The organism is Amycolatopsis alba DSM 44262, assembly GCF_000384215.1.
GTDB classification, from domain to species: Bacteria; Actinomycetota; Actinomycetes; order Mycobacteriales; family Pseudonocardiaceae; genus Amycolatopsis; species Amycolatopsis alba.
The window spans coordinates 9,634,086-9,656,304 of the sequence record NZ_KB913032.1 but is presented as its reverse complement, the minus strand read 5'-3'; the positions used below and the strand labels follow the sequence as shown (position 1 = coordinate 9,656,304).

The window sequence follows — 22,219 nt, the reverse complement described above, 5'->3', positions numbered from 1 at the left end:
GGACTACTGCTCTTTGTTCCGCCAAAGCGACAAAGGAGCAGAAGTGAAAAAACTGGGAACAACCGTCATGGCTTTCGCCGCGGTCGCGGCTACGGCGACCGCTTTCGCGCCGGCCGCGAACGCGGCCCCCGTGCCCGAACTCTGCGTGCACACGGGAACGAACTACAGCGGTTCCAAGACCTGCAGCAACGGCTGGAGTGGCATCAGCATCGGCAACTACCGCATCCGCAGCTGGTCCAACACCACGGGCAACGTGTGGTGCCTGTACGCCGACGTCGGCGGCCCGTGGAAGGTTTATCCCGGCTACGACCCCAACGCCGACTACGGCGAGGCCCGATTCCATTCCGCTCACATCTGCTGACAAGCCGCTGCCGACGCCAGGCAGTGCATCAAGTGCCTCCGGGCACTGGGAGGCCGGGACGGCAAGGCTTCCGACACTGTGTCCAGATCTGGACCTGGTCACCACATTGGCGAGGAAGGGTGAGCATGGTGAACAAGCTCCGATACGGCGCTGCTGTCGCCGCCATAGGTCTGGCGGCCGCGATCGGGACGCCCGGCACCGCGCAGGCGGCGACGCTTGTCGCCGAGCGACACTGCGCAGCGGCGTCCGGGTGTGACGTCGGCTTCTACAGCTACGGCGGCCCCCTTGTGATCGAGTTCGATGTCTCGGGCGGGACCAACGTGGCGATCAAGTCCTACATCAGCTCGTCGGATTGCTTCCGGCGCGGGATGGTGAACGACGCACCACTGACCTGGGCCTGCCAGTCGCCTGGCTATGGTGACCGATTCGCCTTCGTCGGCCTCGACGACGGAAACGGCGCATGGCGGAGTATGTACATCAAGGTCTACCGGGTCTGACTTCCCTCCAAGGATCAAGCTTCCGGTTTCCGGGAGGGCGGACGGTGACAGCGACCGTTCGCCCTTCATCCCGGCACGGTCAGCTTCGAGCCTGAACAGCGATCTCCTCCGCGAAGGCACGCGCCCTGCCGTCGGCCTCCGCATGCCAAACCACGCCGAGCACCGATTCCGGCAGCCCGGTGAGCAGCACGAAGGCGACCGAATCCCGCCGTCCTTGGTGTTCGGCTGTCGAGCGGCACAGCACCATTCCGCCCTGGCCTGCCGCGGCGAGGCCCATACCCTCCTGCAATGTGCCGACGGTCGGTCCACGCGGTATCCGGCGGCCTCCGGGGGTGATTTCGGGGGCTTGGGCGTGGCGCCAGTATTCCGGGGCCGGACCGCGGATCCCGATCAGAGGACATTCCGCCAGCTCCTCGACGGTGACGGACTCCCTGCGGGCAAACCGATGCCGAGGCGAGATGGCGAGCATCTGTGGCTGATGAGAGAAAACCGGACCGAGTACGAGATCCGGTTCCTCCACCGGAAGCAGCACCACCGCGGCGTCGATCTCCCGGCGGCGGAGCGAGCCGAACGGATCGGCCAGCGGGATTTCGGTGAGTTCCACCGCGCAGTCCGGGTGGTGCTTCTCAAATCCGCCGATGGCGTTCGCGAGGTGGTCGTCGATGATGCCCTGGAAGCCGATTCGCAGCACACCGCCGATCCCTCGCGCGGTGGAACGGGCATGGTCGACGGCGGCCCGCAGCGCCTCATAGGCGGGACGCAGTTCGGCGAGGAACTTCTCTCCTAGCGGAGTCAGTTCCACCCGGCGGCTCGTCCGCTCGACGAGCGTCGCGCCAATTCGTCCCTCCAGCGCGCGGAGCAGCTGACTGACCCGGCTCTGAGAGACGTACAGGCGTTCGCCTGCCCGGCCGAAGTGCAGCTCCTCGGCCAGTACCAGGAACGCCTCCAGCTCACGGATCTCCAGGCCGCTCATCGGTCTTCTCCTCCGCGGATCCAGTAGTCACGCTCATAGAAGGATGAGACATCGGCCGTTGTTCCCGGCAGCGGGCGACGGTTGCCTGGAACACGTGACGACAAAGGAAACCGAACAGAGGAAAAAGGGCTGGCCGGCGGTGAGCTCGCTCGCCGGGGCGACCTTCACCGTGGTCACCTCGGAAATGCTGCCGGTGGGCCTGCTGACCCCGATCAGCCGCGACCTGCAGGTCACCGAAGGTATGGCGGGTCTGACGCTCACGATCACCGGCCTGGTCGCGGCCGTCTCCGCGCCCCTGCTGATCCCGGCGCTCGGCAAGCTCGATCGGCGGGCCGTGCTGTGCGCCTTGATGGTGTTGCTGGCGGCTGGGAACTTCCTGGCAGCGTGGTCGCCTGGGTTCGGCGTCATGCTGGTCGCTCGGGTCCTCGTCGGGATCGGCATGGGCGGAGTGTGGGCGATCGCCGCGAGCCTGGCCGTGCGGCTGGTTCCACCGCGGTCGATCGGATCCGCGACTTCACTGATCTTCAGCGGAATCGCGGTGGCGTCCGTGCTGGGTGTACCGGCAGGCACCTACCTCGGGGAACTGGTCGGCTGGCGGGCCGCCTTCGTCAGTGCCGGCGGCCTTTCACTGGTGGTGTCGGCTGCTTTGGTGATGTCGCTTCCGTCGCTGCCGACGGAAGGGGCCGTTCGCCCTGGCGCGATGCTGCGGCTGGTGAGTGTGCCGCGGGTGCGCCTCGGACTGATCGTGGTGGCGCTGATCGTCATCGGGCATTTCACCGCGTACACCTATGTCCGGCCGGTGCTGGAAAAGGTGTCCGGGGTCAGCGCGGGGCAGATCGGAACGCTCCTCCTGGTTTACGGGCTCTTCGGGGTCGCGGGCAATTTCGCCTCGGGCGCCGGAGCGTCGCGATCACCACGGGTGACGATGCTGGTGCTCAGCGGGACTTTGTCGGCGACGATGGCGCTGGTTCCGCTCCTGGGGCTGACCACACTGGCAGTTGCGGCGCTCTTGGTGGTCTGGGGCCTGGCGTACGGCGGTGTCTCGGTGGCCGCGCAATCATGGATGCTGATGGCCGCCCCGGAGGACCGTGAAGCGACGTCGGGTCTGTTCGCTGGAGTGTTCAACGCGGCGATCGCGGTCGGAGCGCTGGCCGGCGGGCTGGCCACGGACGCAGCCGGGACCACCGCGGTGATGTGGCTCGGTGGGGTATTCGCGGCCGGGGCGGTGCTGGTTCTCGCCACCGCCGGTGGCCGGTCCACCTGACGAGCGTGCTCGAACCGGGTCTCCGCCACTCACGCGATGCATGCCTGGATGGGTGAGGCGTTCTGGCTCTCTCCCTCTCGTCGAGGTTTCCTCGAAATGAGTGCCACGGCCGCCATCGGTGTGGCGTCTTCGGGTGTCGCGGGCACCGCACAAGCCGCCGAGCCGACGCGGATACAACCGCTGCGGATACCCACTCCCGCCGGCATCTTCGACGCTGTGGCCGCCGGCCCGCGGCACGGCCGGAAAGTGCTGTTGTTGCACGGCTTCCCCGAGTTCGGCATCGAGTGGGAGCATCAGCGGAGTACTTCCGGCGGCTTTCCCGGCCGGGCGCCCTGACCGCCGCGTTGAACTGGTACCGGGCCAACGATTTCGCAGGTTACGAACAGCGGGTCTCGGTGCCGACGCTCTTCATCGCGAGCACGAAGGATCGCATGGTCGCCCCCTCGGGTGTGGCGACGACCGAGAACTGGGGCACCGGACCGTATCGGCTGGAGAATCTCGCGGGGATCGGGCACAACATCCCCGAAGAGGCCGCCGAGGCCACGACGGCGCTGCTCCTCGCACATCTCGCCTCGGTGTGTTTCCAGGAGGTCAGGCCGGCGGACTGGAGGCGTCCGTGGCCGTGCGGTCGATGATGGCGGCCAGTGTCGTGGCCGCTTCTTCGGGGACCCAGTGGCTGACGCCGGTCAGGATTTCGAGCCGATAGGCGGCGTCGACGTACTGGCCGGCGAGTTCGGCGCTTCGCCGGGACAAGGCCGTGTCGCCGTCGCTCCAGACGTGGGTGGTCGGCACGGTGACCCTGGCGCGGAGGGCGGCCGGGTGTTGCAGCAGCATCGCGCGATACCAGTTCAGTCCGCCGGTGAGGGCTCCGCCGAGGACGATGTCCTGGCGGACCCGGTCGATCTGGGCCGGTGTCATCCCCGTGCCTGCCAGTGTCCGTTCGAGTACGCGTGGCCGGCGCCGGATGGCGAGTTCGGGCAGCCAGGGGAGCTGGAACAGGAACATGTAGTAGGACCGGATGAGCTGGTCACTGCTGATCATCGCGCGGAGGAACGCCGCGGAGTGGGGGACCGACACGGTGGTCAGTGACCTGATCAGATCAGGTCGCCGGGCCGCTGTCGACCAGGCGGCGTTGGCACCCCAGTCGTGTCCGGCCAGATGGACCGGTCCGGCGCCGAGGGTGTCGATGAGCGCGACGGTGTCGGCCACGAGACGACTCGACCGGTAGGCGAAGCGGCCTCGTGGGCGCGCGCGGGGGGAGTAGCCGCGCTGGTCGGGCACGATCGTGCGGTATCCCCGCTGGTGGAGCAGTGCGGCGGTCTCCGCCCACGACGCGCTGGTCTGGGGGAATCCGTGCAGCAGGACGACGATGGTGCCGTCGAGCGGGCCGGTGTCGCGGACGTCGAAGACGAGTCCGTCGTGGTCGAAAGTGCCGACGCGGCGGGATGCGGTCATGGGCGGATTTCCCCTCTTCCGTGGGCTGACACGGCCACTCGCGAGACGGCCTACTATATGTTACCTTGGGTAACAGTGAATCGCGGTAACAGGTAGCCGCGCACTCTGTCGACGCCGTCAGGGAGGTCCGTATGACCAGCACCGATGTGCCGCGCACGGCCGAGGCCGGTCGCCGCGAGACCGCGCAGCGGCTTCTCGATTCGGCCGCGATGCTGTCCTATGACCCGGCCACCGAGGTGGACTGGGAGACGCCGCTGGACAAGGACTTCCACGGCGCGAGCCCGGAGTGGAGCACCCTCTACGGCACGAGCTACTGGGGCGAAATGAGCCCAGAGCAGCAAAAGGAACTCACGCGCCAGGAAGCCGCTTCGGTCGCGAGCACCGGTATCTGGTTCGAGATGATCCTCCAGCAGATGGTGCTGCGCGATTTCTACGCCAAGGACCCGACCGACCCGGCCTTCCAGTGGGCGCTGACCGAAATCGCCGATGAATGCCGCCACTCGATCATGTTCGCCCGCGGCGCCGCGAAACTCGGCGCGCCCCCGTACCGCCCGCGTCGGCTCGCTGTCGAACTCGGCAGGGTCTTCAAGGCGACGGCCAGTGGCGAGGCGGCCTACGCGGCGATCCTCGTCGCCGAAGAGGTTCTCGACGTGATGCAGCGCGACTGGATGCGCGACGAGCGCGTGGTCCCGTTCGTGCGCACCATCAACAACATCCACGTTGTCGAAGAATCGCGGCACATGAAGTTCGCCAGGGATGAAACCCGTGAGCAACTGGCGGGCGCGGGTCCCGTGCGCCGCCGGCTCAACGCGCTGGTCATCGCGATCGCGTCGTACTTCATCGTCAGCAGCATGGTCAACCGGGACGTCTACAAGAACGCCGGACTCGACACCGCGCGAGCGTTGCGCGAAGCGAAGACCAACGAGCACCACAAGTCGATGATGCGCTCCAGTTGTGCCGGTCTGATGGAGTTCCTCGGTTCATGCGGTCTGCTGACCCGCCCTGCGCTGGTGTTCTACAAGCGGGCGAACCTGATCTGACATGGCCTTCGCGATCACCCAGACCTGCTGCAGCGACGCCACCTGCGTGTCGGTCTGCCCGGTCAACTGCATCCATCCGACGCCGGACGAGCCCGATTTCGGCACCACAGAGATGCTCTATGTCGACCCTGCGTCGTGCATCGATTGCGGGGCCTGCGCGGACGCCTGCCCGGTGGACGCGATCTTCCCGGCGGATCTGCTGACCGGATCGCTCGAGGTCTACGCGGGCATCAATGCGGAGTACTACGCGGGCCGCGAGGTCGTGTCCTCGGCGGATCCGGCACCGAACTTCCACCGCTGGAGCCCGCCGACGTTCGACAGGGCCATTCCGAGCGATTTCGCGCCACCGGACATCGCCGTCGTCGGCTCCGGACCGGCCGGTATGTACGCCGTCGAGGACCTGCTCCTGCACACGAACGCGCGGGTCACCCTGATCGACCGGCAGCCGGTCACGGGCGGGCTCATCCGCTACGGCGTCGCCCCGGACCACCAGGCCACGAAACGGATCGCCGAGACGTTCTCGCGGCTCCAGGAGCACCCGCGGCTGCGGCTGACCCTGGGCACCGAGGTCGGCCGGGACGTCACCGTCGACGAACTGGCCGGGCGCCACGACGCCGTCGTCTACGCTGTCGGCGCCTCGTCCGCGCGAGGACTCGGCCTGGACGGCGAGGACCTGCCCGGCAGCGTCGCCGCGACCACCGTGGTCGGCTGGTACAACGGTCACCCGGACGTCCCCGCGAACGTGGTGGACCTGTCCGCGGAACGCGTCGTGCTGATCGGCACCGGCAACGTCGCCCTCGACGTGGCCCGGATCCTCACCGCCGACCCGGAGACTCTGACCGGCACCACGATCGCCCCGCACGCGCTGGAATGCTTGCGCACCAGCAAGATCCGGGAAGTCGTGCTGCTCGCCCGGCGCGGCCCGGAGGATGCCGCCTACACCTCCCCGGAACTGCTCGCGCTCGCCGCGCGCGCCGACGTACCATTCATCGTCGACGACGCCGACCCACGCACGACGGCCGCGATCGACGCGGGCACAGGCAAGGCGAAACTGTTGCGTGAGCTCGGCCGCGAGACCGTCGACTGGACCGCACCGCCGGACGCGGACCGACGCCGCATCGTCCTGCGATTCCATTCCGCACCCACGGGGTTCATCGGGGACACGCAGGTGCGCGGTCTGCGCGTCACGGGCCAGGACGGGCAAACCGAGATCGCCACCGGACAGGTCGTGCGCGCGGTCGGATACCGCGGTGTCCCCGTGCCGGGTCTTCCGTTCGACGACGACCGGGGCACGATCCCGAACACCGCCGGCCGCGTCGAGGGAACCGCCGGCGCCTACGTGGTCGGCTGGATCAAACGCGGTCCCTCGGGCGGGATCGGCGCCAACCGAACGTGCGCGAAGGAGACCGTGGCGACCCTGCTGGAGGACATCATCTCCGGACAGCTTCCCGTTCGGACCCGGCGCTCACCGATCGCCGCGTTGGCCGCGCGATTCCGCGGTTAGCCGCGCCACCAGTGGTTCCCCGAGCAGCCGCATCACCGCGGGCAGCACGAGACAGCGGATCACGATCTCGCGCGGCACCGGATGCCGCATCGCGGCGGTGACCACCTCGACCGGCGCGCCGCAGCCGTCGCAGACGATCGGCTGACCGCTCGGCGTCGTCGCGATTGTCATGGCGCTCACCTCCACATGAGTCCGACAAAGGGCGTACGAGCGGACTCAGAGCCGCGAGTGGGCAGAAGAGACCGCGTGGCGAGGAGGGTGTCCCTGGTGGGACGAGCCGGGCCGCCGGCGTGCGAGGTTTGTGTGGCCGTCGGCGTCCGCTTGGGCTGTGTGGTGCGCTGTCGTGCAGGTCTGCCCGTGAAGGCACAGATGTGTGGCTGAAAGGCTTTTCCTTCGCTGACTTCATCGGGGTAGCGTCGGGCAGGTAGTTGATCATTGCTGGGTGTTGCAGGAACGAAATGGGTATGGCGGATGGGCGCCCCTCAACTACCTGGACGGGTGGAAGCATGACGGCTCGAGCGTCCAGGTCCGGGCATAGCCGGCCACGTTCTGACCGATATTGATCAGGTCTGTTGATCCACAAGTGCGATTGGAACACGCGCGCATCTGCGGTCACTTCATACCTTCATAGCCAGCGCGGCCTGATCGCCGCGAGATCTCAGGAGCGAAAGATGTCCCTGGTTCGTCGGATTTCCTCGGCAAGCGTGCTCGCCGCGACGGTGGTAGGTGCCGTCCTGTCACTGGCCGGAGCGGCCAGCGCGGGGAATTGCTGGAAGGCTTCTGGAGCGGACAGCACTCCGCCCGGCATCACCTGTTGTGCAATCTGCCATCCGTCCGTCGCCTCGCTGGACACCGACTATCCCGGCACCGAAAACATGTGACCTTGACGGCCATGCTGCGCGACTTCACCGGCCATCAGGCCGTCACCGCCCGCATCACCGGCGGCAACCTCCGTCTCCGGTAACGACTCTTCGTCCACCAGCGCGCCATCCTTGCGGGCCGCGCGGGCGCTCGACCGGATCTCGGACCGCTTCAGCAGCCGACGCTGAATCCGTCCGTTCGCCCTCGGTGTCGTGCTGGGAGACGATGACGGCGTGACCCGGAAGCTGATGCTGCTGCTCGAACTGGTCCTCGCCGTCCTCGGTATGGCCTGGCTGGTCTTGTTCCTCCGTGACCGGGAGTCGCTGGTCCCGTTGCTGGCGTGGGACGTGGTCGCCATCGGGTATCTCGTCATGGGCTGGCTCGAGATGCGCCGTGAGCTGCCCGCCCGCGCCCCTGAGGATCTGCGCTCGCTCACCGGCCCGCGCTGGTACACGCAGCTCTTCGCCCTGGTGATCAGTTGCTCCGGACTGACCGGTGGCCTCATGGTGATCGCGAACCGCGGCGAGGACGAGAGCAGCCAGGCCACCCAGGCGGTCGCCGCGGTGACGATCCTGTTGTCCTGGTTGCTGTTGCATTCGGCGTTCGCGCAGATCTACGCGCGGGAATACGCCGCCGACAGCGGGCTGGACTTCCCGGAGTGCCCGGTGCCGCAGTTCACCGAGTTCCTCTACTTCGCCATCACGATCGGGACGTCCTTCGCGGTCTCCGACGTCACCGTCACCACCCGGCCGATGCGGCGCCGCGTCATCGTCCACAGCGTCGTCAGCTTCTTCTTCAACGCCGCGCTCGTCGCCATCGCCATCGACTGGCTCAAAGGATGACGAAGCCGGCCGCCCAGCTCAGAGGCTCAGAAGCCTGCGCCCCTCACAGAACCGACCTGCATCTGACCGCGCCCGGCTGGACGTCACCGCCTCACACCGGCTCGGCGGTCTTGACCGGCATCACCCACGCGCTCGCCAGTGACCCTGGTACCAGTGCTGTCTGTCCTGCTGGCCCGCTCTACGGCTTCTGCCCGACGCCCGCCCAGACCACCGCTTGATTTGACGAGTCGAACGACACCGGTCGAGCGGTCGGGCCGGTCTCCTCCGGATGCCAGTCCGGTGTCCAGACCCAGCCAGGGTCGATGACCTCGAAATCGTCGAGTAGTGCCGAGATTTGTTCACGCGTCCGCAGGATGACGTTACTGCTGCTTGATTCGTCGTACATTCGTTTGAGCTCGGCCAGGTTTTCGGAAGACGCCCGTGGAACACCTTCGTCGGTTACGTGTGATATCGCGAGATAAGAGCCTCGCGGCAGCAGTTCCCGGAATCGGGCGACGGATTCGAGACCTATATCGTTGCCATCTCTGTCCGGTTGATGAACGTGAAGCACCGCGATGAGCAGCAAGGCAACCGGCTCGTCCGGGTCAAGCAATCGCGTGTCGATCGCTTGTCGCCACAATACGTCAGGATCGCGAAGGTCGCCCTCGATAACGGTCTGCCGGGACGCGTCACCTTCGCGGTTCAGGAGCAGGTTGGCGTGCGCGACCGCCACCGGGTCGTTGTCGACGTAGACGACGCGCACATCCGGTGCCGCACCAACTTCACGCTGTGCCTCGTCGGCCACCTGATGCGTGTTGCCCGCGGTCGGGACGCCGGCGCCGATGTCGAGGAACTGCCGCACACCTCGTTTGGTCAAATGCCGCACCACCCGGTTGAGCAATTGGCGGTTGGCCAGGGCGATATCCCTCAACAGCGGGAATTTCGACAGCACCCGGTCGCCGAAGTCGCGATCTACCGCCCAGTTGGCGGTACCTCCCAGATAATAATCGTAGACCCGAGCGACACTCGGGCGATTCAAGTCGACACCTTCTGGTGGAACCGGATCAGACTTTCTCTCGGACACTGGCCGAGCCTCCCCGTCGTCGCCTTCCGGAATATTCTCCGATGCTAGCGAATAAGTGGGATCGCGCTCGTCGAGGGCGGCTTGCCGTTGGGTAGTCGTTATCGCCACGGCTCTCACCAGCGCGAGGCCGCGTCATGCATCTCGATGAGAGCGGCCCTGCTGTCTTCGATGCTGAGCGCCTGCCGGAATACCTTGTCCCACTCTCTGATGTGGTTCTCGACCTGCTGGCGCCCGCGATAGATCCGGGCAGGGCCGCCCGCGTACTCGTGGTAGACAGTGTCCTTGCCCCGTCCATCAAGCTTCAGGACGGTCAGGTCATGGGGCCAGTAAGCCAAGTTGGCCTCGAAGGGCACCACGTGTACGAACAGGTGATCCGCGTAGTCGTCCATCATCCGGCACAGATGCTGGATCTGCTCGCGGTAAAGCCCGGCCTTCTTGCCGCCGGGAAGCCGATCGAACGACGACGGGCTGAACAACGCGCGGTACCGTGGTGGCCTGTCGCTCTGAAACAATGCCTCCCGCTCCTGGCGCGCCTCGAGCACGGATGTGAAGTCGTAAAGGGCTCCCTCGACTTCGTACTGCTTCATGATGTACGGCTCACACTGGAACAGGTTGGGAAGGCGCTCGCTGTAACAGCCGAAAATCTCCACTGCCTCGCGCTCCGCCTTCAGGAGTGTGAGGTACTCGCGGTTCGCGAGGACCCCCGCCACTGGGCCGCCTTTCGCTTGCGCGGCCAGCATCCGGATGCGGTCGGCCTCGGCGTCGGATACCTCGTAGAAGCGCAGCAGCCGGTTCAGGTCTTGGGGACGGATCGCTACGAGGTCGTTCTCGATCTTGTTGATCTTCGGCTGCGTGCAATCCAGAGCTGAAGCGGCGCGACTCTGTGACCACCCGATCGCCTGGCGCGCCTTCTTCAGGCTCGCACCTAGCTCTCTGCGGGCATTGACGGCCTCCCGTGACACTCCTTCTCCCCATCTCACCTCACGAAGGAACACTCGCCCTTCGAGGGCCACTGAAAGATGCATTCCCGCCGACCTGGTCCATCGATCGGGTCGTATGAAATGCGTGACCGGGGCGCGTGCAACTGTCTGTGACGAGAGCTTAGCGCATGATGCGAGACAGGAAGGCCGCCCAGGCCTCACGGCTGAAAGCCAGAGTTTCACCGCAGGCGTCCTTCGAATCCCGCACCCGGACTCCGGAGCGGAGGATTAGCAGCTCCACGCAGTTATTGTGGGGTGTTGAATAGCTGGAGCGCACCCACCGCGCATGTCCGTCGTTGGTGTCCGCGTGCCCCTGATTGAAGTCAGTCATGTCCGAATCAGCCTCCCCCGAGCCTGAGCGTTGCGATTAGTCATTTTTCCCGACTATTCCTGTGCGCTCCTCCAGTAGATCACGACAAGCGGTATACTCGCAGGTAGGAAGCCTGTGGCACTTGCGGCGACGCAAGTCGGAGCGCTGCCACCGGCTGCGATCGGTAGCAGGCGACTAATCGGCGACTCGGCCGAGAGTGGTAGGCGCCACCGTCTGAACAGAGCAGCATTGCGGCCCCGGAACCACTACGCGTCGCGAGTGAACGTAACAATGCGCCTTAAAGAGTGAACCCATCGGCATTCAGGTAATCGGTCACTCGGATAATCGCGGTTTGCTCCAGCCTATTCGCCGCGCGTATCGACCGCGACCGTTCGGCGTTACGTGGCCACCGTTCAGCGCATGCGGCTCTCTCGGTCGATCGGGGCAACCGGCCCCCGGCAGACTGGCTAAAGAGCCGGAATCCTGCACTAACCGCACCTGGGAAAGCTGCTGTGAAAACAGGGCTCAAATAGGTGCGGCTCCCTGCTCGCGACAGGGAGCCGACTCTGCTGAACTCGCCCATAGAGAAGAGGAGTTACAGCGTGCCCACTATAGATGGCGCGTCGCCGACTAATCCAGACGAAGCACCGCGCAAGTCACCCCAGAAGGTGCCTCGCATCACCCTCGTCATCCATGGGTCACCGGCTGGACTACGGCCGACGGGCCGGCAAACAGGTGACCCGGCAACGGAAGCAGGGCCGGACTCGCCGACGTCGACGCCTCCGGAACCGGAAGCGAAGCACCGTAAAGACCGAGGCGGACGCCACGAGCTTGTCGACCCGACATGGTTCGGGCGGCTCGAACGCCTCCTGCAGTCCTGGCCACCCACCCTTCGCCTGGCATTGCTGATCGCCGTCGTGCTGACCGGCACCGCGGCGATAGCCGCCACGTTGGGCATCGGGGGCCAGCTGGCGCTCATCGCGCTCAGCTTGGTCGAACGCCGGAAACTTCGTGACCATATGGCACGAGGCGGCCGCGCTACACCACCAGGCAAACGCACCAGGCGCTAGCCGGGCTCCTGACCGAAGGGGACGCGCGGCCGTGAGCGGTGTGGACACCTCTCGCGGTCGTGCGGTGACACCAGAGCGACAAGCGGTCTTGTGCAGATGATGAGGTGGCACATTGTGAGCAGGGGCTCTCATGACGCGTACTCCCGCCTGTGCAGAACGTACCCATCTGCGTGACTGCTACAGACGGTGCCCATGCCGACCAGGCCGCGCTTGTCCAGCCGGTCGCGCCAGCGGTAGTGACGGCGCGACTGGCCGGCGCGCTCCTCGGTCCCCGCCTTCCCGGAGATCTGCGCGGCGGTGCACTGCGCGGCTTGCGGTGTTCTAGGCATCGGCGATGCCGGGTAGTCCCGCTGCGCCCTCGTGGAGAGCGCCGCGGCGCAGGCTCCGGCCGGTAACAGGATCGGTGTGCGTGAATCGCCCCGCCGCAGGCGGTGCTGGGTCAGCCGTCGGCCGCGTGAGTGGCCAGTTCGTCCGGCGACAGCGGCATTTCGAGGCGTTGCAGCGCCCAGTCACGTGTCGGCCCGATGCCGGTGGCGGGCGACCTGGTTGGCCACGTCGCTGCCGTGGTCTTGGCGCACCAGATGCGGGCAGACGTCGATCCCGCTCGCCGCTCCGCGAGCGGGCCGGTATCCGGATGTGCACCACCGATGGGGACGCCCGTGTCGAGTTCGGCAAGATCCTGGAAGCGTGCCTGACCAGGTCGAATTGGGAGTGCTGACAGAATCCGGTGTCGCGCGACGCTCGATGACACGGTGGCGGAGGGGATTCATGATCCCTTGACCGTTGTCCTTTGTGGATGCCTCGCCTCAGAAGCGGGGAAGCTCCACCAGGTTGTTCTTCCAGATCCCGTCCGCCCGCGTGCGCAGGAACTTCGGGCCGAAGGTCGGTTTGATGATCTCCACGGCCACCCGGTGGATCCCCTCGTCCACGTAGGCCTTCCCGTCGTCGTCTTCGATCCACGCCACGATCGCCGAAACGAAACTTTCGCCGGTTTCGCCGCTGCCGGGGTTGACCCAGCGCAGTTTCGTGATGTTCTCGTGGAACTTCCCGCCTTGGAGCCGCGCTGCGATGATCTTGATGGCCATGGTGCTACCTCTTCGGCTGGGTGTCCTCGAAGTGAACAGGGGGTAATGCGGTACTCGCCGCTTGCCCGCACCCCGTTACGCCGCCCGGCCGCCGTGCCTCGAACGTTACGAATTCGAGCGCGGGGCGTCCGTTCTGAGTCAGATGACGCAGACCGCGCCCGTTCCGCCGTGTCAAAGTCCTCGCGCCGGCCGGAACACCTGCCGGAAAGAGAGGGGAAACAGACATGCGTGCTGACCGGAAAGCGCCGGCCGTCGTCGCGGCCGCGATCGGAATGGCGTTCGCCCTGACCGGCTGCGCCCCGGATCCGGCGCCACAGGCGATGCCGCCGGCACCATCGGCGCCTTCGTCCTCCGCCGCCGACCCGGCCGTCACGGTGACCTGGATGAACGGGTTCTGCGGCGCCGTCCACGATTTCATCGACGGCAACAACAAGATGCCGTCGGCGAGCGGCGAAACGCTCGAGGCCATCAAGAAGAGCACGAGCGATCAGCTCGGGCACTACGCGACCATCCTGGGAAAGACGGTCGACGGTCTCAGCGCGTTGCCCGCCGCACCGGTTCCCGCCGGGGATACGGCGAAGCAGGACTTCCTCACGAAGTACACCTCGGCACGCGACAAGACCGTGAAGGCCAAGGCTGACTTGGACGCCGCGGGGAAGAACGACACCGCGGCGCAAGGCCGTGCGGTCGAGGGGCTCATCGCCGCCCAGAAGGACACGCACGGCGCGCTCGATCCGGTCGCGGCGATCGTGGGGAGTCCCGAGTTGAAGACGGCCGCGGCGACCGCCGAACGCTGCCGTCCTTGAGGCAGTGGTGCAGGCCCTTCGCGGTACGAAAGGGCCTGCACCACCCGCTCAGTTGCCGAGGGAACCGATGTTCTCGTTCGCGTGCGCGACGCCGTATTCCTGGGCGCTCGCTTCCTTGATGAGCTTGCCGTCGACCTCGATGGTCACCTTGATGGAACCCTTGCCGCTGCCCTGCGCCAGGATGCTCACCATCTGCAGGGATTTGCCCGCCGGCAGTTTGATCGTCTTCTCCCACGGGAGCTTGACGTTGGCTTCCTGGTTGCTGGTGGTCATCCCGTCGGTCGTGTAGGTGATGTTGCCCGCCTTGGCACCGCCGGTCCCGGTCACCCGGTAGACCACGGTGTGCTCGGTGACCGGTTCCTGAGCGGGCTGTTCCTGAGCGGGGGCGAGCGCGGATGTCCCGGCGTCATTGCCCAGCGGTGCGCCCGGCGCCGACATCGGCGCTGTCGGCAGCGAGTTCGCGGCGTCCACGACGGCCTTGCTGAACACGGCGGTCCAGAGAATGCAGATGACCAGCCCGATCGCGGACAGGATGATGCCGGTCAGCGCGAGGCCTTTGTTGTTCGCGACACCGCTTTTCGCGCGGGAGAAACCGATCCCGGAGAGAATGATGCCGACGATGACGAGCGGCCATGCGATGACGCCGATGAACGGGATCGGGGAGAACAGCAGCCCGACGAGGCCGAGAACGAACCCCGCGGTGCCCAACCCGTTGCGCGGAGGCGCGGCCACGGGTGCTGCCTGATAGGGGTACGGGGAAGGAGTGGTCACGATGATCCTTTCGCATGTCTTCGCGTGGAGATCGGTGTGACGTATTCCCGTGTTACGTCCCATCGTGCGCGATTTTCGCGCACCGCGATTCACGCGGGCGTTACGAAAACGGCGTAACGATAAGGTATCCGTAATGGCTTATTCCTCGATGAGGATCTTGCGGAGTCGTGACAAAGCCCGGTGCTGCGCGACCCTGACGGCACCCGCCGTCGAACCGACCACCCCGGCGGTCTCTTCCGCCGAGAGGCCCACGACTATGCGCAATACGACGATCTCCCGCTGCCTGTCCGGCAGGATCCGCAGCAATTCGCCCATCCGGTCGCTCAATTCGTTGTGCAGCGCGTGCTTTTCGGGACCGGCGGAATCCGAGACCCCGTCGGGGACCTCGGCGACGGGTTCGGAGCGGTCACGGGCGGCGGCACGGCGGGCGTCGGCGACCTTGTGCTGGGCGATGCCGTAGACGAAGGCGAGGAAGGGCCGTCCGCGTTCGCGGTAGGTGGGCAGCGCGCGGAGGATCGCGACGCAGACCTCCTGCGCGACGTCGTCCGCCGAGGCGTGGGTCCGTTCCTGTCTGCCGACCCGCGCCCGGCAGTACCGGATCACCAGCGGGCGGATGGCGGCCAGCAGATGGTCCAGCGCCTGCCGGTCACCTCGTCCGGCGGCCGCCACGGATCCGTCGAGGGTGTAGTCGAGGGTGTACCAGTGGGACGGCGCCGCTTGTTCGGGCTCGGCCTCGGCCGGGGCGCCGGGCTCGACCAGCGCGAGTTCCCGGATCATCGCGCGGTTCTTGATCCGGGTCAGGGTGTCCTCGCTGTCGAGCCCCACGCGCAGCGCGTCGACGAAGGCGCCGTTGGCGCTGTCCAGGTGGTCGACGAACTCGGGATCGTGCTCCTCCAGGCGGCCGTGTGCGTGACGCAAGGTCGCGCTCACCGCTTCGTCCGCGATCCCGAGCACCCCCGCGATCTGCCGGGCCGTGAAGCCGTCCAGCGCCCAGGCCATGCCGAGCTGCTGGCGTTTCGGCAGCAGCCCCAGCATGGTCAGGACGGACGACGCCTCGGCGGCGAGAACGGTGAGTTTGTCTTCCCTGCTCGTGTCGGCGAAGGCCCAGTCCGCCCGGACCGCGGTCTGCTCCTTCGCCCGCCGATGTCCGACGCGGCGGACCCAGGATCTCGGATGGGCGATGGTCCGCCAGTCCTCGTAGGCGTTGAGCATCGCTTCCGCCGCCGCGTCGCGCGCCGGATCGAGTGCAAACCCCGCCTTGCACAGAAAGCCGGTGAGCAGCGGAAATTCGGTGTGGAAGAACTCGTCGAACTCGTCGTGGCCCATCACCCGCACTCACCGCTCCCAGTCGCCTGACGCGAATGCCCTCGAGGAACAGGTGCAGTGAGCGGGCCGCTGAGTGTAACGATTCGGTCAAGGTGATGTTTGCGGTGCGCGGCCGGGCGGATACCCGGCGGCGGGACGGAAGTCGTTTGACGTGGAAGGGAAAATCGGAAAAAAGGGAGGTGATAGGAAAATGGAAACGAGGATGGTGGGTGCCCTGGGGGAGGCCGCTTGCCGCGGTGAGGATCCCGAACTGTTCTTCCCGGTCACCGAAACCGGTCCCGGCGCCCGGCAGGCTGCCAGGGCGAAGGCCGTCTGCGCCCGGTGCCCGGTCGCGTCGGCGTGCCTGGCCTATGCCGTGGACAACGGTCTGGCCCATGGCGTTTTCGGCGGGCTGACCGGCGGTGAACGGCGCCGCCTGATCCAGGTCGGCAACGCCGCCTGAAAACCACTCGACAGCGCGAAGGAATTCTTGTGGTCTTTTCGCGCGCGCGAAAAGAGGGGCCCGGTTCGGTGAACCGGGCCCCTCTCGTGGTGGGTCAGGCGGCGGCGGCCTCCTCGGCCAGCCGCTCGTGGCCCGACTGGGTCTTGAGCGGCTTGTGCTTGAGGAAGGCGACGGCGACGATGACCAGCAGCGCGATCGGCGCGCAGATCAGGAACAGCTCGCTGGTCGCTTCCCCGTAGGACTCGCGGACGACCTTCGCGACCGGTTCGGGCAGTGCGGCGAGGTTCGGCACCGCGCCGCCTTCGCCGCCGCCGGGCAGCGGGCCGAGGCCTTCGGTGATCAGCGCGGTGACCCGGTTCGCCAGCACCGCGCCCAGCGCGCTCACCCCGATCGAACCGCCGAGACTGCGGAAGAACGACAGCGTGGAGGTCGCCGTGCCGAGGTCGTGCGCGTCGACGTCGTTCTGCGCCACCAGGACCAGGTTCTGCATCAGCATGCCGACGCCGACGCCCAGCAGCGCCATGTACGCGCTGAGGACGACGAGGTTCGTCGACGCGCCGATCGTGCCCAGCAGGGCGAGGCCCGCGGTCATCAGCGTCGCGCCGATCAGCAGGTGGCTCTTCCACTTGCCGGTCCGGCTGATCAGCTGGCCCGAGATCGTGGAGGACACCAGAAGACCGAGGACCATCGGCAGGCTCAGCAGCCCGGCCGCCGTCGGCGACATGCCGAGCGACAGCTGGGAGTACTGCGACAGGAACACCGTCCCGCCGAACATCGCGATACCGACGAGGAAGCTCGCGAGCGTGGAGAGGGTGATCGTGTGGTTGCGGAACAGGCCCAGCGGCAGGATCGGCTCGGCCACCTTCGACTCGACGTAGACGGCGAGGGCGAGGATCACCACACCCGCGGTCACCAGCCCGACGGTCCACCACGAGCCCCACGCGAACTGGTGCCCGGCCAGCGAGGACCAGACCAGCAGGGTCGAGACACCGGCCATGATCAGGAACGCGCCGAGGTAGTCGACCTTCACTTCACGCCGGATCGTCGGCAGGTTCAGGGTGCGCTGCAGCAGCAGGATCGCCGCGACCGCGAACGGGACTCCCAGGAAGAAGCACCAGCGCCAGCCGAGCCACGAGGTGTCCACCATGACGCCGCCGATCAGCGGGCCGGTGATGGTCCCGACGGCGAACACGGCGCCGAAGACCCCCGAGTACTTACCGAGCTCCCGCGGCGAGACGATGGTCGCCATGATCACCTGCGCGAGCGCGGTGAGCCCGCCCGCGCCGATGCCCTGGGCGACCCGGCTGCCGATCAGGAGCTCGATGTTGCCCGCGAACCCGGCGACCAGCGAACCGATCACGAACAGCCCGAGCGAGAGCTGGATCAGCAGCTTTTTGTTGTACAGGTCGGAAAGTTTGCCCCAGAGCGGAACGGTCGCGGTCATCGCGAGCAGTTCGGTGGTGACCACCCAGGTGTAGGAGGCCTGCGAGCCGCCCAGTTCGGACACGATCCGCGGCAGCGCGTTCGCGACCACCGTCGAAGCGAGGAGGGCGACGAAGATGCCCAGCATCAGCCCTGACATCGCTTCGAGGACCTGTTTACGGCTCATCGAGCCCGCCGGGGCCTCCGGTTCTCGTGGTTCGGTCGTGGATACGGACATGGTGGTCCCCCTTCGTGTTCCTGTGGTGCCGGGCGTGTTCAGCGCGCGCGGCGGCCGGGCTCCGGGAGCCCGGCGAGAAGCATTTCGACGGCTTCGTCCAGCAGGTCGAGCGCGGATACCCGGCCGTCCTGCTGGTACCAGAGGATGAGCGCGGCGTTGACCGCGCCGCCGAGCGCGGAAAGCAGCAACGTCGGATACAGATCGGCCTTGGGGTCCACGCCGGTGCGGCGTGCGATCGCCTTGATCGCCGGCTCGATGGTGTCGTGGTTCATCGCCACCGCGCGCGAATGCAGGGTGGCGTTCTCCTGGATCGCCTTCATCCGGCCGAGCCACTCTTCGCGGTTCTCGTCGATCTGGACGATGTCCTGTTTCAGCGCATCGACGAAAGCGCGTGGAGCGGGGACTTCCTCCGGTGTGGCAAGGAAGATCTCGATGGTGCGCTGCGACCGTTCGGCGTTGTCGGCGTGCGCGATGACGACAGCGTCCTCTTTGGACGCGAAGTAGTTGAAGAAGGTACGCGGCGAGACCCCCGCCGCCGCGCTGATGTCCTCGACCGTCACCTGGTCCAGACCGCGTTCGGCGACGAGCCGGACGGCGGTGGTCGCCAGCGCGCGGTGGGTTTCCAGCCGCTTGCGCTCGCGGAGACCTTTGACGGGTTCGGGCACGAGGACCACGATACGCCTAAAGGTGCAGATACTGCAAAATTGCAGTTCGTGAACCGTGCCACCGGCGGCGGGCCGGATCCCGCCTGGCAGACTGCGGCGGGTGAGCGGAACGGTGCTGGTACTGGGCGGACGCAGCGAGATCGGCCTCGCGGTCGCGGAACGGCTCGCCAAGGGCGGGGCGCGCGAGATCGTGCTGGCCGCGCGGCGCAGCGCGGACCTCGGCGCGGAGTCCGAGCGGCTGCGCGCCGCGGGGGCGGAGAAGGTCGATGTCGTCGAATTCGACGCCGACGACCTCGCCGGGCACGGTCCCTTCCTGGAGAAGGTCGTCGCGGACCACGGTCCGCTGGACGTCGTCGTCACCGCTTTCGGGATCCTCGGCGACCAGACGCGGGCCGAAACGGACGTCGAGCACGCCGTCGCGATCGTGCACACCGACTATGTGGCTCATGTGAGTGTGCTGACACATGTGGCCACTGTGCTTCGTGAGCAAGGAAACGGAAGCCTCGTGGTGTTCTCGTCGGTCGCCGGGGTGCGGGTCCGGCGGGCGAACTACGTCTACGGTTCGGCGAAGGCGGGCCTCGACGGTTTCGCGAGCGGTCTGGCCGACGCCCTGCACGGCACCGGTGCGCACCTCCTGCTCGTCCGGCCCGGTTTCGTGATCGGCCGGATGACCGAGGGCATGTCACCGGCGCCGTTCTCGAGCACGCCGGATCAGGTCGCCGACGCGACGGTCGCCGGGCTACGGAAACGCCGGGACACCGTGTGGGTGCCGGGACTGCTGAGGCTCGTGTTCGCGGTGATGCGCGTGGTGCCTCGCGCGATCTGGCGCCGGATGCCGCGCTAGCCAGCGCTGTGCGATCGGTCCGGTACCCGCTGTCGCGACCGGTTGTCTGCTTGATCACTTCTGCTGGGCCGAACGGGCTTTAAGACCCGGTTATGACACGTTTCTCAGGTAATTCCCAGCTAACGCGGTGATCCTCGAACGCGGGGGATCATTCACGGAAGCGGGGAGAAGGTCGTGCTGCTCACGTCGCGAGGACGGCGGATCGGCGGCCGCGTCGCACTGGGCCTGGTGTCGGCGGCAGTACTGGGTGTCACGGGCTTCGCGTGGACGCAGTTGAGCCGTTTGGACGCGGGGATCGTCACGGCCGACGTGATCGCGCCGTCCGCCCAGGTGCCCGACGGCCCGCCGGGGCAACCGCTGCAGGTGGCGCAGAACATCCTGCTCGTCGGCATCGACTCGCGGACCGACACCAACGGGAACCCGTTGCCGCAGAACGTCCTCGACGCGCTGCACGCCGGGAACGGCGACGACGGCGGTGACACCACCGACACCATGATCGTGGTCCACATCCCGGCGGGCGGCGCCGCGGCGACCGCCATCTCCATCCCGCGCGATTCCTATGTGGACATCGCGGGCGGGTTCGGCAAGCACAAGATCAACTCGGCGTACAGCCGCGGCAAGAACGCCGCGATGAGCTCGCTGCGCGCCCAAGGCCTGAGCGGCCCGCAGCTCGAGGTCAAGGCCAACGAAGCGGGCGCGAAACTCACGATCCAGACGATCGAGCAGTTCACCGGGCTCAGCATCAACCACTACGCGGCGGTCAACCTCGCCGGGTTCTCCGCGCTGAGCGAGGCCGTCGGCGGGGTCGAGGTCTGCCTCAAGGCCCCGGTACAGGACAAGTTCTCGGGGGCTTCGTTCCCGGCTGGCAAGCAGCTGCTTTCCGGCGCGCAGGCGCTCGCCTTCGTGCGGCAGCGGCACGGGCTGCCCAGCGACCTCGACCGCATCGCGCGGCAGCAGGCGTTCCTGTCCAGCATGGCCAAGACCATGCTGGACGCCGGGACCTTCACCGACCCCACCCGGCTGAGCGCGCTGATCGGCGCGATCCAGGGTTCGGTCGTGCTCGACCGCGGCTGGGACGTGCTGAGCTTCGCGCAGCAGCTGCGGGGGATGAGTTCGGGCGCGATCAAATTCCAGACGATCCCGGTCCAGAGCCTTTCGCTGCCGACGCCGTCCGACGGCGACGCGGTGAAGGTGGACCCGGCCGCGGTGAAGGCGTTCGTGAAGTCCGCGCTGACGTCGACGACCGTCGCCGCGGTGGGGGAGCCGACCGGTGGGATCGGGGTCAAGCCGGTGGCGGCCACTTCGTCGGTCGCCGCCCCGCCTTCGTCTTCCTCGACTCCTGCCGCGCCGTCCGCGATGGCCGGCTGCGTCAACTGAGCCGCACGGAAACTTTTCCAAGATTCTTTTGAACCGCATCGCATCGCCGTCCGTGTCGATGGCGTAGGGGAGTTCCGGACAGCCCGGAACCCAGGGTGCAGGGGAGAAGGAATCGTGCTCAGCAAACGGATCGTGCCGGTCGCCGTGCTCGTCGCCGCGGGGGCGTTGTCGCTCGCGGCTTGCGGTACAAGGGAAGCCGCGCCGCGGCAGGACCCGGCGCCGGTCGAACAGGTCGCCGGCGAGTTGTCCTTCCTCGCGGGGAGCGCGAAGGCCAACAACGCGCAGCCCAAGACCGGTGACTGGGCGACCGGGCCGGACGGGACGCCCGGCACCGCGGACCAGAACGTCGCCCGCAAATGGGTGCAGCTCAAGGCGGCCAAGGCGGGAAACCTCGATCCGGTGGTCGTCAACGGCGCGGGCCTGACGTTGTACCGCTTCGACAAGGACACCGCCAAGCCGTCGAAGTCGACCTGCAACGGCGACTGCGCCAAGACGTGGCCGCCGGTGCTGGTCACGCCGGGCAGCAAGGTTTTCCTCGCCGGGGTCAGGAAATCCGCCGTCGGCACGGTCAAGCGGGACGACGGCACCTTGCAGCTGACCGTCGGCGGCTGGCCCGCCTACCGGTTCGCGAAGGACGCCAAGCCCGGCGACACGCTCGGCCAGGGTGTCGGGGGAACATGGTTCGGGCTCGCGCCGAACGGCCAGAAGGCGCAGGGCGGGCAGCCGGACGAGAGCACGTCGCCGCAGAAGCCCGCGTCGAGCGCGATTCTCTTCGACGGCAAGAACTTCAGCGACGATGAACCGTCGCAGGGGCTCGCGGGCAAGGGCTGCCAGAACGTCGCCCGTCCGGACGTGACGTCGTCGGTCTCCGCGTCCGGTTCGCTCAAGCTCTGGTCCGAAAAGGACTGCAAGGGCAAGTCCCTCGTCATCGACGGGGACGTCAAGGATCTCGCGAAGCTCGGGTTCGACGACACGGTCAGCTCGGTCTTCTTCGGTTGACAGACGGCAGAGACGGGAATGGTG

Annotated in this window: 26 protein-coding genes; 14 read left to right on the top strand and 12 right to left on the bottom strand. The window is 67.1% G+C overall.

Annotated features, from left to right (window positions below):
• Nucleotides 1-43 precede the first annotated feature (43 nt).
• A complete protein-coding gene (locus tag AMYAL_RS0144605) occupies nucleotides 44-361 on the top strand; it encodes a peptidase inhibitor family I36 protein (RefSeq protein ID WP_143267932.1) in 318 nt (105 codons plus the stop codon).
• 125 nt (nucleotides 362-486) lie between these two features.
• Nucleotides 487-858, top strand: coding sequence for a hypothetical protein (locus AMYAL_RS0144600; protein ID WP_020637808.1), 372 nt, complete (start codon nucleotides 487-489; stop codon nucleotides 856-858).
• A gap of 79 nt (nucleotides 859-937) precedes the next feature.
• Here AMYAL_RS0144600 and AMYAL_RS0144595 read toward each other — a convergent pair whose 3' ends face one another.
• Nucleotides 938-1,831: a LysR family transcriptional regulator gene (locus AMYAL_RS0144595; RefSeq protein ID WP_020637807.1), complete on the bottom strand. Its 894-nt coding sequence runs from the start codon at nucleotides 1,829-1,831 to the stop codon at nucleotides 938-940.
• 94 nt (nucleotides 1,832-1,925) lie between these two features.
• Between AMYAL_RS0144595 and AMYAL_RS0144590 the strand changes: the two genes are divergently transcribed.
• The 3 genes from AMYAL_RS0144590 (at nucleotide 1,926) to AMYAL_RS49015 (ending at nucleotide 3,730) form a co-directional block, all read left to right on the top strand.
• Nucleotides 1,926-3,095 (top strand): MFS transporter, encoded by a 1,170-nt coding sequence (locus AMYAL_RS0144590; protein WP_039795042.1) that lies wholly within the window; start codon nucleotides 1,926-1,928, stop codon nucleotides 3,093-3,095.
• Between the two features lie 96 nt (nucleotides 3,096-3,191).
• On the top strand, nucleotides 3,192-3,431 hold the full coding sequence (locus AMYAL_RS50710) for a hypothetical protein (protein WP_020637805.1): 240 nt from the start codon (nucleotides 3,192-3,194) through the stop codon (nucleotides 3,429-3,431).
• Entirely contained in the window at nucleotides 3,380-3,730 is a 351-nt protein-coding gene (locus tag AMYAL_RS49015; protein WP_245193353.1) for an alpha/beta fold hydrolase, read from the top strand. The genes AMYAL_RS50710 and AMYAL_RS49015 overlap by 52 nt, the downstream gene beginning before the upstream one ends.
• On the opposite strand, the gene AMYAL_RS0144575 is transcribed toward AMYAL_RS49015, so the two are convergent.
• On the bottom strand, nucleotides 3,687-4,550 hold the full coding sequence (locus AMYAL_RS0144575) for an alpha/beta fold hydrolase (protein ID WP_020637803.1): 864 nt from the start codon (nucleotides 4,548-4,550) through the stop codon (nucleotides 3,687-3,689). The two genes, AMYAL_RS49015 and AMYAL_RS0144575, sit on opposite strands and share 44 nt — an antisense overlap.
• 131 nt (nucleotides 4,551-4,681) lie before the next feature.
• On the opposite strand from AMYAL_RS0144575, the gene AMYAL_RS0144570 reads away from it, so the two are divergent.
• Both AMYAL_RS0144570 and AMYAL_RS0144565 read left to right on the top strand, forming a co-directional pair.
• Nucleotides 4,682-5,590 carry an AurF N-oxygenase family protein gene (locus AMYAL_RS0144570; RefSeq protein WP_020637802.1) on the top strand — a complete coding sequence of 303 codons (909 nt, stop codon included), beginning with the start codon at nucleotides 4,682-4,684 and terminating at the stop codon, nucleotides 5,588-5,590.
• A gap of 1 nt (nucleotide 5,591) precedes the next feature.
• Nucleotides 5,592-7,094 (top strand): FAD-dependent oxidoreductase, encoded by a 1,503-nt coding sequence (locus tag AMYAL_RS0144565; RefSeq protein ID WP_020637801.1) that lies wholly within the window; start codon nucleotides 5,592-5,594, stop codon nucleotides 7,092-7,094.
• On the opposite strand, the gene AMYAL_RS0144560 is transcribed toward AMYAL_RS0144565, so the two are convergent.
• On the bottom strand, nucleotides 7,056-7,265 hold the full coding sequence (locus AMYAL_RS0144560; RefSeq protein WP_020637800.1) for a hypothetical protein: 210 nt from the start codon (nucleotides 7,263-7,265) through the stop codon (nucleotides 7,056-7,058). The two genes, AMYAL_RS0144565 and AMYAL_RS0144560, sit on opposite strands and share 39 nt — an antisense overlap.
• 500 nt (nucleotides 7,266-7,765) lie before the next feature.
• Here AMYAL_RS0144560 and AMYAL_RS49725 point away from each other — a divergent pair, with 500 nt between their 5' ends.
• Together AMYAL_RS49725 and AMYAL_RS0144550 are read left to right on the top strand one after the other, a co-directional pair.
• Nucleotides 7,766-7,975: a hypothetical protein gene (locus tag AMYAL_RS49725; RefSeq protein WP_143267933.1), complete on the top strand. Its 210-nt coding sequence runs from the start codon at nucleotides 7,766-7,768 to the stop codon at nucleotides 7,973-7,975.
• Between the two features lie 213 nt (nucleotides 7,976-8,188).
• On the top strand, nucleotides 8,189-8,797 hold the full coding sequence (locus AMYAL_RS0144550; RefSeq protein WP_020637799.1) for a DUF1345 domain-containing protein: 609 nt from the start codon (nucleotides 8,189-8,191) through the stop codon (nucleotides 8,795-8,797).
• A 178-nt stretch (nucleotides 8,798-8,975) separates the two neighbouring features.
• Here the strand turns inward: AMYAL_RS0144550 and AMYAL_RS0144545 are convergent, their stop codons facing one another.
• The 5 genes from AMYAL_RS0144545 to AMYAL_RS0144530 form a co-directional block, all read right to left on the bottom strand.
• Nucleotides 8,976-9,860: an SAM-dependent methyltransferase gene (locus tag AMYAL_RS0144545; RefSeq protein WP_026467973.1), complete on the bottom strand. Its 885-nt coding sequence runs from the start codon at nucleotides 9,858-9,860 to the stop codon at nucleotides 8,976-8,978.
• 113 nt (nucleotides 9,861-9,973) lie between these two features.
• On the bottom strand, nucleotides 9,974-10,822 hold the full coding sequence (locus tag AMYAL_RS0144540) for a Scr1 family TA system antitoxin-like transcriptional regulator (RefSeq protein ID WP_020637797.1): 849 nt from the start codon (nucleotides 10,820-10,822) through the stop codon (nucleotides 9,974-9,976).
• 139 nt (nucleotides 10,823-10,961) lie between these two features.
• A complete protein-coding gene (locus tag AMYAL_RS49010) occupies nucleotides 10,962-11,171 on the bottom strand; it encodes a DUF397 domain-containing protein (protein WP_084702287.1) in 210 nt (69 codons plus the stop codon).
• A 1,177-nt stretch (nucleotides 11,172-12,348) separates the two neighbouring features.
• Nucleotides 12,349-12,549, bottom strand: coding sequence for a hypothetical protein (locus AMYAL_RS0144535; protein ID WP_020637796.1), 201 nt, complete (start codon nucleotides 12,547-12,549; stop codon nucleotides 12,349-12,351).
• A gap of 477 nt (nucleotides 12,550-13,026) precedes the next feature.
• Entirely contained in the window at nucleotides 13,027-13,305 is a 279-nt protein-coding gene (locus tag AMYAL_RS0144530; protein ID WP_020637795.1) for a DUF3892 domain-containing protein, read from the bottom strand.
• Between the two features lie 224 nt (nucleotides 13,306-13,529).
• Between AMYAL_RS0144530 and AMYAL_RS0144525 the strand changes: the two genes are divergently transcribed.
• On the top strand, nucleotides 13,530-14,111 hold the full coding sequence (locus AMYAL_RS0144525) for a hypothetical protein (RefSeq protein ID WP_020637794.1): 582 nt from the start codon (nucleotides 13,530-13,532) through the stop codon (nucleotides 14,109-14,111).
• Between the two features lie 48 nt (nucleotides 14,112-14,159).
• Here the strand turns inward: AMYAL_RS0144525 and AMYAL_RS48150 are convergent, their stop codons facing one another.
• Nucleotides 14,160-14,882, bottom strand: a complete 723-nt coding sequence (locus AMYAL_RS48150; protein WP_143267934.1) for a DUF4190 domain-containing protein — start codon at nucleotides 14,880-14,882, stop codon at nucleotides 14,160-14,162.
• Between the two features lie 138 nt (nucleotides 14,883-15,020).
• Entirely contained in the window at nucleotides 15,021-16,208 is a 1,188-nt protein-coding gene (gene shbA / locus AMYAL_RS50930) for an RNA polymerase sigma factor ShbA (protein ID WP_020637792.1), read from the bottom strand.
• A gap of 190 nt (nucleotides 16,209-16,398) precedes the next feature.
• On the opposite strand from shbA, the gene AMYAL_RS0144510 reads away from it, so the two are divergent.
• A complete protein-coding gene (locus AMYAL_RS0144510; RefSeq protein ID WP_020637791.1) occupies nucleotides 16,399-16,650 on the top strand; it encodes a WhiB family transcriptional regulator in 252 nt (83 codons plus the stop codon).
• Nucleotides 16,651-16,744: 94 nt separating this feature from the next.
• Here AMYAL_RS0144510 and AMYAL_RS0144505 read toward each other — a convergent pair whose 3' ends face one another.
• Nucleotides 16,745-18,259, bottom strand: a complete 1,515-nt coding sequence (locus tag AMYAL_RS0144505) for an MDR family MFS transporter (RefSeq protein ID WP_020637790.1) — start codon at nucleotides 18,257-18,259, stop codon at nucleotides 16,745-16,747.
• 89 nt (nucleotides 18,260-18,348) lie between these two features.
• Nucleotides 18,349-18,984, bottom strand: a complete 636-nt coding sequence (locus AMYAL_RS0144500; RefSeq protein WP_020637789.1) for a TetR/AcrR family transcriptional regulator — start codon at nucleotides 18,982-18,984, stop codon at nucleotides 18,349-18,351.
• A gap of 91 nt (nucleotides 18,985-19,075) precedes the next feature.
• On the opposite strand from AMYAL_RS0144500, the gene dprE2 reads away from it, so the two are divergent.
• From dprE2 to AMYAL_RS0144485, 3 genes are all read left to right on the top strand, one after another.
• Nucleotides 19,076-19,819: a decaprenylphospho-beta-D-erythro-pentofuranosid-2-ulose 2-reductase gene (gene dprE2, locus AMYAL_RS0144495; protein WP_026467970.1), complete on the top strand. Its 744-nt coding sequence runs from the start codon at nucleotides 19,076-19,078 to the stop codon at nucleotides 19,817-19,819.
• 174 nt (nucleotides 19,820-19,993) lie between these two features.
• Nucleotides 19,994-21,196, top strand: coding sequence for an LCP family protein (locus AMYAL_RS0144490; protein ID WP_020637787.1), 1,203 nt, complete (start codon nucleotides 19,994-19,996; stop codon nucleotides 21,194-21,196).
• A 114-nt stretch (nucleotides 21,197-21,310) separates the two neighbouring features.
• The gene (locus tag AMYAL_RS0144485; protein WP_020637786.1) at nucleotides 21,311-22,195 is read left to right on the top strand and encodes a hypothetical protein; all 885 of its coding nucleotides are present in this window, start codon (nucleotides 21,311-21,313) and stop codon (nucleotides 22,193-22,195) included.
• Nucleotides 22,196-22,219: the final 24 nt, after the last annotated feature.